We start from the raw sequence: 15942 nt of genomic DNA, 5'->3' as shown, positions 1-15942 counted from the left end.
GATACGCATGGCGATAATATAGTTCCAGTAAAATTACTTCGGTAGTATACCGCTTTCTCTTGCTTTATTAACAGCAGTAAGAATATTTCCTGTTTCAAACTTGTGCAATAGTGTGGCCCGGTGGGTTTTGACTGTGAGCGGGCTGATAAACAACTCCGTTGCTATTTCTGCAGATGTCCTACCTGCTGCCAATAATTGAAGTATCTGTTTCTCCCTTATGGTGAGCTCCGGAATTTCCTCCGGCTCGTTAAGCACTACCATATCAAAATTCACTTTCAACTCACTGCTCAGGACAATCTTTCCATCCAGCGCATCCTGCATACAGTTTAATATATCGCATGGATCTGCTGTCTTTAGCAGATAACCGCTGGCACCACTTTGCAGCATTTGCTTGATGATGCTCCGTTCACTCAGGTTACTGAGAGCAATTATGACAAGGTCCGGATAAGATTTCTTTAGTTCCTTACAAATACTTATTCCGTTTCCGTCGGGTAGTGTAATATCCAGTAATACTAGATCAACCCCGCCCATCTCCAAAGAATCCGATAGCGCCTTTGCAGAACCAAACTGCCCCACCAATTCCAGCCCATCATTTCCCTGAATGACATTTTTAATTCCTTCGATAACCAGCGGATGGTCATCAACGATGATCACCCGGACCTTTCTGCTATTATCCCACATATAATTCTATATTAATATTAGTACCTCCACCTGAGCTGTCTATTTCTATTTTTCCGTTCAACAGATCCACACGGCTTTGAACATTTTTCAACCCACGGCTGTGTTTGGGGATACTATCAATCGAAAAACCCTGGCCGTTATCCTCCACAGTAATAAAGAAATATTGGTCCGACTGGCTGCACTGCACCATAATTTTTGAGGCATCGGCATGTTTTACGGCATTGTAAACAAGCTCCTGAACGATACGGTAAATCATAACCTTAACCTGAGCAGAGAAATTTTCTTCAAGATCAAAAGCTTTAAAAATGATCTTAAGTCCCGGAAGCATAGCTTCATCACAAAGATCTTTCAATGCTACTGCAAGCCCCGATTGTAACAGGGACTCCGGCATCATATTCCTCGAGATGCGCCTTAATTCATTTACAGAATGTCCCAGCCGGTCAATAGTGTGGTCCAGATCGCCCTTTTCCAATTGCCGTTTTTTTGAAACAAGCTGTGAAAGGTTAAGCTTGATAGCAGCCAGCATGCCACCAAGGCCATCATGAAGATCCCGTGCCAACCGGCCGCGTTCGCGTTCTTCGCCAGCAATCAGGGCTTGCGCCACCTCCACATGCCTCTGTTGCTGTAATGTCTGCAGTTGTTGCCGTGCCAGCTTCTTTTTTTGCCGGGAGCGGTACAGGAAAAACAACAGCGATAGTAAAGATAACGCTGCAAGGAAGCATAACAGAAGTTTTTGCATTTCAGATTTTGCCTGCAGGTCGGCAATATGACGCTCCTTCTGTGCAGTCTGGTATCTGAGCTCGAGCTCATTTATTTTAAACGCGGTTTGTTGCTTATCTATGCTGTCCTTAAACAAGGTATATTTATTTAAATAAATATAAGCCAATTCAGTGTTACCGGCCAGATTGGCATAAGTCGCTATATCCTTTAAAGCAGGAAGTGAATATTCAGGCAGCTCATCTTCCCTTGCCATTTTTTCAATTACCTGTGCGGATACCAGTGCAGCTTTGTAATTGCCCTGTGCCGCTTCAACTGTTTTCCTGGATTCATATGCGTCATATTCAGTTTCCCGGTCCGGGAAAGCAGTAAGATTACTGAAAGCCCGCTCAATAGCCTTGCTTGCCTTCCCTTGTTGCTTCTGCAGAAGATAAGACAAAGCCTCGTAACTGTAAAACCTTGTCCATAGGCGGTCTTTTCCCAAAATTCTTAATTGCTGATCCGCTTTACGGAGGTAATTACTGAGACTGCTTAGGCTGTCCATATAATACATCAGCAGCGCTGCATTGAGATAAGATTCTGCTTTGCTGCCAGCCCCTGCATCGGTCTGTTCAGCAAGTTCAATATCTTTAAGCTGGTAAGGGTAAGCTTGAGGATATTGCCGAAGGGTAATAAATGCAGCGGAGAGATTATGCAGGCTGGCTGCGTATGCTTCTTTATCGGCTCCTTTTTCAAGCTCCGGTAAAATCTCAATCAGCAATGAGGCTCCTTTTTCATGGTAGCTTTTATTGAACCATGCCTGGGCCAGGTTAATAGTGGTACGAAGGTAAAGTGCCCTGGATGCAGCGTTCCCGTCATGCCCGAGTAAATTTCTGGCCAGATCGTACTGAATGATAGCGTTATCCATAGAAAACGACAGCATATATATATTCCCGAGACTATAGCGGGCCTGTGCCTCATAATAGGGATAAGATTGTTTTCTCGCAAACGCCAGCGCTTTACCTGCAAATTCATGGGCGGTATCGAATTTGCCCATCCGCGCATATGCTATGGCAATGCTTCCCATAAGGTCGCTGCGGGCTGTATCAGACATAGCAGCTTCCAGCAGCTTTTTCAGGCTGTCGGCCCGATGCTGATAAGGCTGTGCCAGAACATTGCATATGCAAAGCAAACCCGCCATACAGATCAACAGTAAACCTTTCATCGCCTAATAATTTAAAGTAATAATAACAATAATTGCCCGGAATAATTGCCGGGCAGATAAAAATACTCCTTTGGGAGTATTGCCTCAAGGAAAAAAGGAGAATAATTTTGGATAGCGTTAAGTTCCCAATAGTTTATGGTAGCTCTTAACATATGCTTTCAAAACCTGACACTTACGCGGTTACAACGGTCATAAAATTTTTTATGCTATGAAACAGATACTTCAACTGCTTATTATCTTTCTTTCCGGACCCGCATTTGCTCAGTATGATCCGGGCGCTACCATGATGATCGCGCAGAATAACCTGATGTACAATAACACAATCCAGTCCTTTGTCAATCAGAATATCATGAACGATATAGCGTATGGCAAAGCAGGAAGTAGGACAAAAAAAGCGGGTACCAAAGCAAAGTCGTCTGTAAATAATGCTGCGTTTTTGTTCGGCCCTTCGGTAACAACATCACAGACCGTACAGCAGGACATCATCAATACTATCAAACAGAAAAATCATCAGGTTGGAAGCAGCCTTGAAAAGGCCTTTAAGCTGGATAAACCATTTCCCCGGTATGTAACATACCTCAAAAGTTTAGGGCTGGATGTGCAGCATAATTATGCGGATGCTTTTGCGGCTTATATCCTGGGGATGTGGCGCATTGCCAACAAGGCTGCCGATCCCGGTGCAGATAAGATACAGGCAGTACGCGAACAGGTGACCTTAACCCTGGACGTCGCCGGATGGAGCAACGAACAAAAACAGGAAGCTGCCGAATATATGATCTACGATCTTATTCTCGCAAACGAGTCCTATAATTCAGCAAAAAAAGAAGGGATGATCAAAGAAGCGCGTGCGTACTCGGATATGGTTCACAACCGTTTCCTCCGAAAAAATCAGCTGGATTTGCGCAGTATGACCCTCTCAAAAAACGGTTTAACAAAAAAGCTATAATGATAAACTAACTGCGCTTGAGAAGGCACAGAGTTTCCATCGATTGTCCAAGCTGTTATTCATTTCCTGCTTGTGAGTTAAAACAGGTGTAAAGATATCATTCACTATAATTACAAGTCTTAAATACTGAAGGACCAATAGTTGATAATTACTTATTACAAATCTGACTATGACAAAGACATATAATTTAATAACAAGCCCGGCACTTCTGCTATTTATCCTGGTATCATGTAAGAAAGATGATGTCAGGCTAGGAGAAACGGTACTGTATGAAACCGATTTCAGTAAAAACGATGAGAAATGGGGTGTCGGTTACTCGGCCGGGGACACCTATTATGGTTATGAAAATGGCGTATATGTTCTTAAAGGTTCTGCGACAATGGCTATTACCAGTAGGGTATCGGAAGATTTCGCTCCCAGCAGTGGCTCCATGTATGTTGAGGTAAGCGTGAAGCCTACTTATTTTTCGGACAACCGATATGGACATGGGGGATTAATATGGAATTTCCGAAAGGACGGTACAGATCTATCGTTCTATGCTCTGGTTATATCCCAGAGTGGAGAGTGGAAGATTACCAGATACAATTCAAAAAGTTCCGATCCTTGGGAAGAAATTGTTGATTGGTCAGCTGGTGCTAATATAAACATAAGTGGGTATAATACCTTAAAAGTACTGCTCAAAGATGGCAAAGTGTATTTTCATGTCAATGACCAGGAAGTGTATAGCATGGCTGCAACAGGTATAGCTACGATTAACAGAGCCGGGCTTTATGCCAACCGTTTCTCCATTGTTGAAGTTAACCATTTTAAGATAGCCAGTCTACAGTAAACCATCTCGGTAATTTCGTCTGATCCAGTTAATAAGAAAGTACCGGCACTTATTATTCACAAAATTTATCAACGATAAATAAGCAATATGAAAAAGGTTAGCTTAATAATACTTGCAATTTCTGCATTATGTGGGTTTATTTCCTGCAGTAAAAGTGATGGTCCTGGCCCGGACGGTGGCAATAACGGCAACGACCGTAATTATGGTATAGGAGCTATTTTCATTAAACAGGGAACAGAAGGCATTACCCGCCTTGATATGGGCACCGGTGTCCTATCGGGTGTTATCGGGAACTGGTCCAACGGTTCCGGCTGGGACATCAGCTGGGATGGAACCAAAGGTGTCAAACAGGTTAAGGCTGCGACATTTGATACTAGGTATATTATCTTTAATGCCAGTAATGGATCAACAATCAAGGAGATATTTTACGAACCAAATGATAACAATGGTGGCTTACCTCATATCTCTCCTGATGGAAATCTGTTAGCATTAAGGCCTACATTGCGGGATGGTCTGGTAATCCTGGACATGAACGGCAATGTCCTGCACAATATTTCCGGATACGGAAGTACCCATGAATTTGAATACCTTGACCCTATCTACTGGGAACCCGGCGGAACGATTCTATTTAAAAAGGACGGTGGCCTATGGCGCACCTCAGCAGATTTTAACCGGGCCACGAAGGTGCGGGACATTCCGTTTGACGATTGGAGAGGTCATGCAACAGCAAGTCCGGATGGCAAGAAAATCGTCTTACCTGCCGGTAACCATATCTGGCTGATGAATGCCGATGGCAGCGATTTCCACCAGGTTTCCGAAAGTAATCAAAGAGAGGAGTCTCCCTGCTTTTCCCCAGACAGCAAGTATATAGCGATGAAGGCCAATTCAAGGGCCGGGGCGCCTGGCAGCGGTACTACTGCCTTTCATCTATGTGCCATCCCCGCCGATGGTCAGGTTTACAAAGTAGGGCCAGGTGAAGATAACCGCGTGATACACCCTGCCGTCAAAGGAGCTCCGGATTCAAGAGGGCTTGGGATCACCATTGTCGGCGATTTTGTCTGGCGATAGATAATAGCAATACTTTAAGCATGATGCGGTATGGTAACAATATAATAATGACGTTTAAAACTATAAACTATGAAAAAGCTATCTTTTTTTAGTTATTTCTTCCTGCTAACAGTTCTGCTTGCCGGCTGCAAGAAGGATGACAGTTCCGGACCTGACAGAGGTAATAGCTCTTGGGGTAAGGGACGCATTTACTATAGCTCACCAACAGAAGGGGTGCGTTATATTGACCTGGCGACAAAAACAAAGGGACTGCTTTTACCCGAGGACTATGACCGTCATGACTGGGACGTGAGTATGGACGGGCAAAAGACGATTACCTCTGCCAATACCGGTGATACCGATTGGGACGCCAATCTTATTACGATAAGCAATATAAGTGACGGACAGGTAACGGGACAATTCAGGTACTATCCCACAGAGGGAGATTATGCCTCGCCTAAATTTTCGCCGAATAGATCTAAGATCGCAGTAGTGCCGACATATCATGATGGCATCGTGATCATGAACCTTGAAGGCCGCGTCGAAAACCATTTGCTGAGCTATGGTGGAGAAAAAATACGGCAGAATATTATGGCCTGGATGCCGGACAATACACTCCTTTTCATGGTGGGCAACAAACTCTGCCGGACCAATACGGCTTATACAAACGCCAGTGTTATCGCAGATATCAACCTGTCCAAATGGGGAGCTCCGCAGCCCAGCCCGGATGGTACCCGGATTGCATATGCCAGCGGCAATCATATCTGGATGATGAATGCCGATGGCAGCAATAAAAAGCAGGTGACAACGAGTACAGATGAAGAAACCTATCCAGTTTTTTCGCCGGATGGAAAATATCTGTTGATAGGCACCCGCTTTATTGAATCAACCGGCTCGCCCGGTAGCGGCGTGTTCAGTGATGGCGTCTGGGCAATGGCAATTATACCGGCAGACGGCCAGCAATATAATGTAGACCAAGGGGTTGACGATCATGTTATCCAGCTCAGGCTGCAGGGAGTGGACCGTAATGAGATCTGTAACGGAACGATGCTATGGCGCTAAGCAGCTTTTGGCATCTTCCGCTTGCACAGAAGTAATTTTGAAGTAAAGTTTATTTTAGATTTGATATGAAAAATATAAGTAAAGCTATAATTATGGCGCTTATTTTTGGCCTGTTTGCCGGAAATAAAGCATGGGGACAGATAGGCAATCCCGGATTAATGTACCAGGGCGCTTTTAATAACGCTATGTTCCTGACAACAAAAAGCGCCATTGAGCGCGGAATGAAATCCGGCAGCGGGGAAAATTCAGGTAAGAGCAGGCCCTCCAGAACTGCCAGTTCAGATCTGAATTTTGTGTCCTCAGCAAAGGTCCATGATCAAGTGCTGGAACTGATCGGAACAATTGCCGCAAATGGCAATAAGATTAAAGCAAAGTCTGCCGCCGAAACAATACGGAATGCAAATTTTATGGCGCAGTTTGAAAGCATTCTCAGGCCATTTGGATTCAACAGGTACAATGTACCAGACGTATTCACCGCCTTCATTTTACTTTCCTGGCAGGCAACCAGTGGTAAGGAGATCGGAAATTACCGCCAAGGAATTGAGCTTTTAAGAAAGCAGATACATAGCGCTATGGGTAGTAATAGCAATTTGGCAAAATTCAGCAATGACCAAAAACAGGAGATATCAGAGATACTTTCTTATATGGCTATATTTTTTACATACGCATGCCAGGAGCAATTGAAAAACGGAGATACAGCTTCTTTAACCGCAACGCGGCAAAATATCAGGCAGGCTGTGATCAGGGTATCAGGTATAGATCTTACGAAATATACCTTCAACAATAATGGGCTTATAGAAAAATAGTTTACTATTTCTCTAATTGGACCTCAAAAAGGCCGTTAGCAGAATCGGGCGTTTTCCAAGCTTGACTTCCTTGCCCAATATTGCTTCTATGAACGCTTTATAACAAATAAATCTCCAAATGAACTAATTCCTTTGGAGATTTCCAACCAAAATTTTTTTTAAGTACTTTTTTCAAATCTCGATCCAATTATATAGCTAATTTTTGTGGCTGGATGCCGAATATTTGTATCCGGTCATTACTTCAGTGGTATGGAAGTCTTGTTTTACCAATTCTTTGAGATTCCTAATTATTGTGAGCAACGAATTTGTAACTAATTTTTTTATTCCCCGGATTTGAATTACCCTACAAATATTTTTTTATCTTATCTTTATAGTTTAATAATTCATCATCTGAATACAATTAAACCTGCTAAGCAGCATGTATAAAAACACTTCGATCTCTATTCCCTTGTGAATGGAGCGGGAACGATTATAAGAAATGGAGAGGAAAGAGAACATGAAAAGAGTCACCTTAAAAGAGATTGGAAAGCAATTAAACCTTTCACCGGGCACCATTTCCAAGGCGCTTAACGATAGTCATGAAATCAGTGCGGAAACAAAAAAAATGATTCTAACTTACACCAAAAAGATTAACTATATACCAAACTTTTCTGCCAAAAGCCTGAAAACAGGACGTTCGAATACCTTGGCTATTATTGTCCCTTTTATTTCCAGCTCATTCTTCTTTGATTTTTATGAAGAAATCTCACTTATCTTATCGCAAACAAATTACCAATTAATTTTATTACAGACCTTCAACGACGAGAAAAAGGAAAAAGAAGCATTGGAACTCTGCGTGCAGAATAATATTGACGGCATCATTATTTCACCTGTAAAAAATGATTCCAGCCTATCGTTGTTAATGTACATCATGGACCAAATATGTCCGATCATTATATTTGACCGAATAAATCACCAGCTTGATACCTTTAAGATCGGTATACAGAACAACAAAGTGATTTATCAGGCTACGGCGGAAATGATAAAAAACGGTCGCAAAAACATTATTCTGTTACTCTGTAAAGATATCGGCGGAAATGCCACTCGAATTAAAGGCTACAAAGATGCCCTTTTTAACAGCTCGATTCCCTACAACGAAGATAATATTGTTGAAATATCTTATTCAAGCCCTAAAGATAATATTGATGAGGAACTCGAACGAAAAATAAGCGCTTTATTAAGCAGCCCATTCCCTCCAGACGCACTTCTATCCACCACCGACACGCTATCGTTGAAGGTCTTACATATTTTAAATAAGCTTAAGGTAAAGATTCCTGAAAATATGAATTTAATCGGATTCAGCAACACGCCCTTTGCGAATAGCCTAAACCCTTCTTTGACAACGATTACTCAGCCCACTCGTCTCATGGCCGATAAATCAGTAGAACTTTTATTGGAAATGCTAAAGAAGAAAAACAAAAAAAATTATTTTGAGTTTGAGACTTATTTTTTGGACTGTCAAATAGAACACCGAAAATCAACCTCTGCATCCCGGGAATAAATAACAAAGTTTTTACACCGATAGCATAAAACAGTCTTGTGACAAACACTTTATCTTATTATAATTATATTTATCATAACCATAAAATATAAAAATGTCACTTCATTCAGATAACCACCCAGAATACAATTCACGAAGGTCCTTCCTGAAAAAATCCGGTATTATTGCGCTCGGAACTTCACTACCGACCTCTACCCTGTTATCTTTTACGGATCAATCCAAAGATCAGGTTATTAAAGTAGGATTAATAGGTTGCGGCGGCAGGGGTACCGGTGCAGCCATACAAGCTTTACAGGCCGACCCGAACTGCCAGATTACTGCAATGGCAGATGTTTTTCAGGATCGCATGGATGAATCTTACGCCGCTTTAATGGAAGTCCGTCCGAAACAAGTAAAAATAGACAAAGGAAACAAATTTCTGGGATTTGACGCATATGAAAAAGTCATCAATAGTGATGTGGATGTCGTACTGCTAACCTCGCCCCCGGCATTTAGACCACTTCATTTAAAAGCTGCCGTTCAAGCAAAAAAACATATCTTCTGTGAAAAACCGATGGCGGTCGATATCCCCGGATTACACAGCGTACAACAGTCGGTAAAAAAAGCTAAAGAATTAAACTTATCGCTTGTCTCTGGTTTTTGCTTCCGTTACGACCTCCCGAACCGGGCTACATTTACCAAAGTAGTGGAGGGAGCGATAGGCCAGGTAAAATCAGTCAGCACATTTCGGTACGGCGGTGAAGCAACTTATATCGAGCCTCACCCGGAATGGAATAAAATGACGCAGCAAATGAGAAATTGGTTTTATTACAACTGGCTTTCGGGTGATTTTATTGTCGAGCAGGCGGTACATAGTCTAGACATGATGTCTTGGGCCATGGGCGATGTCATGCCCATCTCTGCAATGGGTACAGGAGGCCGGCAAGTCCGCATAGATCCAAAGTATGGAAATATCTATGATCATTTTGCCATTGAATTTAAATATGCAAATGGGGCAATCGGAACGCACTTCTGTCGACAACAAGCTGGAACCACTCCAAGAAACTCGGTAAGTATGCTCGGAACCGAGGGAATCGCTGAAGTCGTGATCGGCGGAAAGCATACCATATCCGGAAAAATAGACTGGGACTACACCGGCACAAAAAACAACATGTACCAGACACAACATGATGAGCTGTTTGCGTCAATACGAAGTAACAAACCAATCAATGATGGCGAATGGATGAGCAATAGCACCCTCTTGGCGATATGGGCCCGAATGGCCGGCTATACAGGTCAAAATTTGACATTTGACCAAGTCATGAATTCAAAAGAAAACCTTGGCCCTGAATTAGCTTCCTATAATTGGGAACTCGATGTCGATGGTCCGCCAATTGCCATACCGGGCAAGACGAAATTTAGTTAAGTGTTAAAACCTGATGAAAAGACTCATTTATACTATTTTCAGCACGTTATTGCTTAATAATAGTAGCCTCATAGCGCAAACCAAAACCTTATTCGATTTTGGTCAGGAAATCCACTGGGAAGATTGGATAGCAAATAAGAAAAACTCAAAAACAATACATTGGATCAATGTCAATACGGATCGGGACACTTGGCTTATCAAGAAAAATCTGCTCATCTGCAAAGGAAAACCAATAGGTATTGTACGCTCCACAAAGCAGTATGAAAATTTTATGATTGAGGTTGAATGGAACCATCAGTATGCGGGCGGCAACTCAGGAATTTTTGTCTGGTCAGACGCCAACCCCGACCCGTCGGGTAGACTTCCCGGAGGCGTCGAAGTACAAATGCTCGAATTAGACTGGGTAAATCAAAACCTTATGGATGGAAAACAGGCACCGATCGCCTATGTACACGGCGAGCTTTTTGGTGTAGGCGGTGTCACAACTGTTCCGGACAATCCCAGAGGAACGCGCAGCAAGTCCATTGAAAATAGAGCTAAGGGCAAAGGCGAATGGAACAAATACACCATCGTATGTATTGATGGCACCATCAAATTGGCGGTCAATGGAAAATTCGTCAATGGCCTACGTAATTCAAGTATAAAAAAGGGCTACCTCTGTCTTGAATCTGAAGGATCAGAGATTCACTTCCGTAATTTCAAACTCATCGAACTGCCCCCCGGTGTCACAAGTGATCAGCAGGTTGTACCGGGCATCACCCCATAATCATTAATAAAAAAAGGTCAACATAGCCTATGCTGCGATGTTGACCTTTTTTTACCCATAACAAAATTAGAAAATCTTGCTATTTGATCAGACCCCGTAGCGCATGTACGGGCAAATCTATTTTCGTGTCGTTTGATAGATTTCCTTGCAATGTATTCCACTGCAAGCTATCCAGCCGAACAGAAGATGCCCCTTCCGTCTTGATATCCAACACATCAACTTTGGATTTGTCCCCCTTTCTATTGAAATAGATCTCCGAATTCTTAGCAAGAATATGAGCTGTCTTGTAATCAACACGCGGCAATCCCAACATCGTATTCGTCGCATCCACAAACAAATGATTGACAGGCGCCGTATTTTTGTCGTCGCGGTATCCAAAATCTTCTATATGCGAGTTTGTCAAAATCAAATTAAGTGTATTTATAGCCGCTCCGCCACTTAATGAAAGACTTTCAATGCTATCACCGACAATGGTAATTTTATCCAGCTTCGCCGAGAATTCATTCACACCGGCATTTTTCAATTTTAATAAGCTCAGATCCGGCGCAAAAACATAAACAGATTTGTAATATCGATCACCGCCTTCCAAAAAATCCAGGGTAAGGAAACCGTCTCCATCCACCTTTGACTTTACAAAATCAGCTTGGCTCTTATTGATCTTTATCAAAAACTTATCGCTTTTTACCAGATACAGATTTATCCCCCTCGCATCCGAACCGAGTAGCTGAAGCTTGTCGAATTTCCCCACCGGAAAGGATCGAAAATAAACATCCTTTGCAGCTGCATTTGACACTTCTTTGTCCATCTCCGCATGATAAACATTTTCATCTACCCGATTGGTTTGAACAATATAAGAGGCTACCAATGTTGGAACGGCAAAAAGGATTATTGCGAGTCCTATCAATAATTTAGTACTTAATTTCATGATTCATTTTGATTAAAATTCTGTTCAACAAACTGTCTGTAACGTTGCTCCAATTCACTTAGACCAATTTCCAATAAATAGATATTCCGAAAGAAAGGCGGAAGATCCTCTTCCAAAAAAATGGTCTTCCGGTAGGATTTAACCTTTTTGACAGAATCTTCGGTCAGGAAGAAACCGATCCCGCGTTTATTTGCGATAATCTCCTGCTGCTGCAGTAGATCATATGTCCGCATAACCGTATTAGGATTGACTTCCAGCTGAACGGCTAATTCCCGCACAGATGGTACTTTACCATTCGTTTTCCAGGTCTCCATTAAAATATGATCACATACATATTCTGCAATTTGTAGATAAATTGCTTTGTTGGCACTAAATTCCATATTAAATCTCCTTCTCTTTTAGCCTTAAAAAGGCAAGCCCCCAGAATATCAATGTGAGCACTATTCCCGCAACTGTGATTAAACCAAAAATGTGATAAACATCTGACCAATAGCTATCATCCATATGCGGCACAGTGTGCTCCGTTTGCTTTTTCATCAGGTACACAAAGAAAGACATCCAGATCACACAGTAAACAACAAGTGAAATTGCCGTTTTGATATATTGATAACTCTTAAAGACAATACCCCCCAGTAAAAATACCGCATTCAACAAGAATGGTAAAAAACATAAATAAAAAACTCCTCTTGGGTAATCCACACTAAAATAATATGGCCAAAATTCCACTGTGACCTGCTCACCAAGGGAATTTACCTCGGTTCTTATGGCAGGGCCAAAGCCACGTAAATAAGAGACAAAGGCCAAATCGATCAGGTAATAGATCAATAAGTAAGAACTGATGCTAACGACCACCGTATAGAAAATCCCCACCAGAAATTTTTCCAGTCGGGAGGCCGGTATCATCAATTCAAAAATTGCTTTTGTCTTACTTCCGAGATCGGCAAAATAGCTACTCGAAATTACAGTCGCAAAAAATATCCCTAAAACACAAAACAACGGTGATCTAAAGTTCAACACCGAATAAACTTGGACAGATTCATTTTTTATATCACTATAATTTGAACCGATATTGAACGCATAAAAACAAAATATAATACCTGCTATCACTCCTATTGACATCAGATAAATTCGTCCAAAACCGATCCATTGCCTGCGGATCAGCGCAAAAAAACGGGCTGTATTAAATAGGTTTGACATATTCATCGACTTTAATAAGATTTGTAATTTTTTCCTTCTGCAACAATACGGCATTGAACAGCAACTCAAGATCCAGTTTGGAATCCCCCCCCAGTGTATTTGGAAGAATCGCATTGAAACCTCCAAGCGCTTCTTCCGCATGGAGCACATCAAAAGACAGCTCTTTCATCTTTTTGAAACAGAGCTTATCGGTAATCAGGTTAATAGGTGCATTCAACGCAACCTTATGCTCATCAAGCAAAATGACCGCATCAATCAAATTATCCAGATCACGCACCTGATGGGTCGAGATAATTACACAACGGTCGTCTGTAATAGCCGAAGCCATAATTTTACGAAATTGCGCTTTAGAGGGAATATCCAGACCATTTGTAGGCTCATCCATGATAATGATTTTCGTATTGGAAGCCAAACCGAAGGAAATAATGTATTTTTTCTTCTGGCCATAGCTCATCTCCGCCAATTTTTGCTCCACCGGAATTTCAAACTCATTGATCAGGCGATAAAAATATTCTCGGTCAAAATTTGGATAAAAACCTGCATTGGCTTTTAAAAATTGCTCCGACTTTACCGCGGGTAAATAAAACTCCTCGGGAATAAAACTGACCTCCCGCAACAGCGAAGGTTCGCGTCGATTTGGGTTATGCCCCAAGACCTCGACATGCCCAGAAACAGGAAACACCAGACCGGCCATGTTCTTAAGCAAAGTAGACTTGCCCGCCCCATTCTTTCCAAGTAATCCGTAAATATGCCCCTGCTCCAATGTGAGGTCCATATGGAGAAAGAGTGGTCTGGATTTACTATAACTGAAATTTAGATTTTGGATAGTAATCATACTACTGTATTATTTAATTAATACACTAATATAGATACTTGTTTTCCATATTTCCAAAAATTATTAAAAAAAATAACGACTGTCCAGATTTAAATGATCAATGACGTATTCCCTATACCCTCAACTTCACTAAAAAAAAAACAAACACTTCACATAAAACAATTTAAAATTTTGAATAATAACACATTAAACATTAACATTGCGAAATTCATAATGAAAAAAATGTAAAGGCACCTGATTCGGCTTCCAACCTAAAGTGCATTCAATCGAAAAAAAACTCATATTAGCCCCGTAGGAAGCCTTCGTACTTTTTTCGACAAAATACCCATATATATAATAAAAATAGCGTAAAACGCTTAAAAAACACTTAAAACAGCCACGAGCACCTCAACCTTGTCTCCCTAATTTCAATTTGAACTCCTCAATAGAAATTTGTAGTCGAACAGTTCAATTTGCAAATACAAAAAACACATTTATCAGCTTAAAAATGGCATTAACCTTAAGTTAACAGGTGAGATATTATAAATTTAACAAACTAAAAATCAAAACGATAAAAAAATTATATAAACATAAAAATCACCATATATTTATCAAACATACCCCCTATTTCTTCGACCAATGTTAACGCCTGACACCCACTTTATTCCTTCAGATCGGTCTTTTACCGCGTCTAAATTCACACTACTGATGTGATTTTTTTATTTTATACGCATCTTTGTCATGTGATGACTTCGATTTACCCCTTCATTTTGGCACTGCATTCCACCTGGCGATGGATTATTTTGATAATTTTTATAAGCAGTTTACTACGATTTGCTTATAAAAAAAAGAATAAGCATAGCTTCACCCCTACTGATAACTTCCTGAAAAATGCGGTTATTTTCACATTTTATACACAGGCATTATTGGGTATCATACTCTACATATTAAGTCCGATCACACAGTATTTTCTGACTCATTTTAACACAGCCGTACACTTACGACAGATTCGTTTTTTTGGAATGGAGCATAGCAGTATGATGATTCTCGCTGGCATATTTCTACTCATCGGTAGTCTAAAAAGCAAAAACGCCGATACGGATGATCGACGTTTTAAAATACTATTAATCTGGTTTGGCCTTGCTTTACTGATTGCCCTGAGTTCTATTCCCTGGGAATTTTCCCCGTTGACCAGCAGACCGAGCTTTCGTTCGTTTTGATTAGCGATTCTTCCAATGCCCTTTTCGTTTATCGCGCATTGCTACCATCCCTTCCTGGAAATCGGCTGTCTCGCGAAGCTTGGCGAGCTCATCCAGCAGAAAGGCATAATTATCCGCCTGCGGATTTTTTTTCAAGTAACGAAGCGCCTCAAAACCCCTTGAAATAGCTAAGGGGGCATTCGCTATAATAGCGTCTTTCAATGCTTCCAATTCAGTTTCCCCCGGTTGTAAAACGGCATACAGCAGCTCCTTTTCCAGGGCTTCCGCGGCGGAGAAAGATCCTCCACGGATACAAAGATCCATTGCTCTCCTTTCGGGCATATATTCTAGCAGCAAAGCCAGCACCTGAAATGGAAAAAGCCCAATCTTCACTTCAGGCAGTGCAAACCGTACATCTGACGTAGCAAACAAATACGTACAGGAAAGTGCTATCAAAAATCCGCCTGCAATAACGTCACCCCGAACCACACATACGGATGGTTTATTTAGCTGTGCAAACAATTCGGCCAGCGACTTTTCTACTTTTGGAATACCGGGATTTCCAATATCAACCGTCGGATCTTCGAAAGCTTTTAAGTCCATCCCTGCGCAAAATACCGGTCCCTCAGCTTCGACCTGTATCAAACGAACCTCCGGATCACTGTTAGCGATTTCCAGGGCGTAGGCAATCTCACTGACCATTGTTGGACTAAAGGCATTCCTTTTCTCTGGTCGGGCAAGGATCAATATAAATACATGCTGTTCGCGACGTATCTTTATGAAATTTAATTTTTTCATGATTTT

At 41.6% G+C, this 15942-nt stretch carries 16 protein-coding genes; 9 read left to right on the top strand and 7 right to left on the bottom strand.

From position 1 onward, the window contains the following. Positions 1-33: 33 nt before the first annotated feature. Positions 34-681, bottom strand: a complete 648-nt coding sequence (locus ABTV71_RS09605; RefSeq protein WP_121121431.1) for a response regulator — start codon at positions 679-681, stop codon at positions 34-36. Further along, the gene (locus ABTV71_RS09600; protein WP_433903038.1) at positions 671-2602 is read right to left on the bottom strand and encodes a sensor histidine kinase; all 1932 of its coding nucleotides are present in this window, start codon (positions 2600-2602) and stop codon (positions 671-673) included. The genes ABTV71_RS09605 and ABTV71_RS09600 overlap by 11 nt, the downstream gene beginning before the upstream one ends. A gap of 208 nt (positions 2603-2810) precedes the next feature. Between ABTV71_RS09600 and ABTV71_RS09595 the strand changes: the two genes are divergently transcribed. From ABTV71_RS09595 to ABTV71_RS09560, 8 genes are all read left to right on the top strand, one after another. Then, the gene (locus ABTV71_RS09595) at positions 2811-3548 is read left to right on the top strand and encodes a hypothetical protein (protein WP_433903037.1); all 738 of its coding nucleotides are present in this window, start codon (positions 2811-2813) and stop codon (positions 3546-3548) included. A gap of 169 nt (positions 3549-3717) precedes the next feature. Beyond that, positions 3718-4377 carry a hypothetical protein gene (locus tag ABTV71_RS09590; protein WP_433903036.1) on the top strand — a complete coding sequence of 220 codons (660 nt, stop codon included), beginning with the start codon at positions 3718-3720 and terminating at the stop codon, positions 4375-4377. An 87-nt stretch (positions 4378-4464) separates the two neighbouring features. Further along, positions 4465-5445 carry a TolB family protein gene (locus ABTV71_RS09585; RefSeq protein WP_433903035.1) on the top strand — a complete coding sequence of 327 codons (981 nt, stop codon included), beginning with the start codon at positions 4465-4467 and terminating at the stop codon, positions 5443-5445. A 69-nt stretch (positions 5446-5514) separates the two neighbouring features. Then, positions 5515-6486 (top strand): TolB family protein, encoded by a 972-nt coding sequence (locus ABTV71_RS09580; RefSeq protein ID WP_433903034.1) that lies wholly within the window; start codon positions 5515-5517, stop codon positions 6484-6486. 65 nt (positions 6487-6551) lie between these two features. Continuing rightward, positions 6552-7292 carry a DUF6683 family protein gene (locus tag ABTV71_RS09575; RefSeq protein ID WP_433903033.1) on the top strand — a complete coding sequence of 247 codons (741 nt, stop codon included), beginning with the start codon at positions 6552-6554 and terminating at the stop codon, positions 7290-7292. Positions 7293-7770: 478 nt separating this feature from the next. Further along, on the top strand, positions 7771-8832 hold the full coding sequence (locus tag ABTV71_RS09570) for a LacI family DNA-binding transcriptional regulator (protein ID WP_433903032.1): 1062 nt from the start codon (positions 7771-7773) through the stop codon (positions 8830-8832). A gap of 94 nt (positions 8833-8926) precedes the next feature. Next, positions 8927-10237, top strand: coding sequence for a Gfo/Idh/MocA family protein (locus tag ABTV71_RS09565; RefSeq protein ID WP_433903031.1), 1311 nt, complete (start codon positions 8927-8929; stop codon positions 10235-10237). Between the two features lie 13 nt (positions 10238-10250). Then, a complete protein-coding gene (locus tag ABTV71_RS09560) occupies positions 10251-11003 on the top strand; it encodes a 3-keto-disaccharide hydrolase (protein WP_121121411.1) in 753 nt (250 codons plus the stop codon). Between the two features lie 79 nt (positions 11004-11082). Here ABTV71_RS09560 and ABTV71_RS09555 read toward each other — a convergent pair whose 3' ends face one another. Genes ABTV71_RS09555 through ABTV71_RS09540 form a run of 4 tightly spaced genes read right to left on the bottom strand, consistent with a single transcriptional unit; the run spans position 11083 to position 13960 of the window. Further along, complete coding sequence (locus ABTV71_RS09555) at positions 11083-11928, bottom strand: hypothetical protein (RefSeq protein WP_433903030.1); 846 nt, start codon at positions 11926-11928, stop codon at positions 11083-11085. After that, positions 11925-12308, bottom strand: coding sequence for a GntR family transcriptional regulator (locus ABTV71_RS09550; protein WP_121121407.1), 384 nt, complete (start codon positions 12306-12308; stop codon positions 11925-11927). Before ABTV71_RS09550 ends, ABTV71_RS09555 begins: the two co-directional genes overlap by 4 nt. Before the next feature lies 1 nt (position 12309). Continuing rightward, positions 12310-13125, bottom strand: coding sequence for a hypothetical protein (locus ABTV71_RS09545; protein WP_433903029.1), 816 nt, complete (start codon positions 13123-13125; stop codon positions 12310-12312). Beyond that, on the bottom strand, positions 13109-13960 hold the full coding sequence (locus ABTV71_RS09540) for an ABC transporter ATP-binding protein (RefSeq protein ID WP_433903028.1): 852 nt from the start codon (positions 13958-13960) through the stop codon (positions 13109-13111). The genes ABTV71_RS09545 and ABTV71_RS09540 overlap by 17 nt, the downstream gene beginning before the upstream one ends. Positions 13961-14685: 725 nt before the next feature. On the opposite strand from ABTV71_RS09540, the gene ABTV71_RS09535 reads away from it, so the two are divergent. Then, positions 14686-15159, top strand: coding sequence for a hypothetical protein (locus tag ABTV71_RS09535; RefSeq protein WP_433903027.1), 474 nt, complete (start codon positions 14686-14688; stop codon positions 15157-15159). On the opposite strand, the gene ABTV71_RS09530 is transcribed toward ABTV71_RS09535, so the two are convergent. Then, entirely contained in the window at positions 15160-15936 is a 777-nt protein-coding gene (locus ABTV71_RS09530; RefSeq protein ID WP_433903026.1) for an enoyl-CoA hydratase/isomerase family protein, read from the bottom strand. Positions 15937-15942: the final 6 nt, after the last annotated feature.

Source organism: Sphingobacterium puteale (assembly GCF_050986225.1).
Lineage (GTDB): Bacteria > Bacteroidota > Bacteroidia > Sphingobacteriales > Sphingobacteriaceae > Sphingobacterium > Sphingobacterium puteale.
This window is presented reverse-complemented; position numbering and strand designations above follow the sequence as displayed.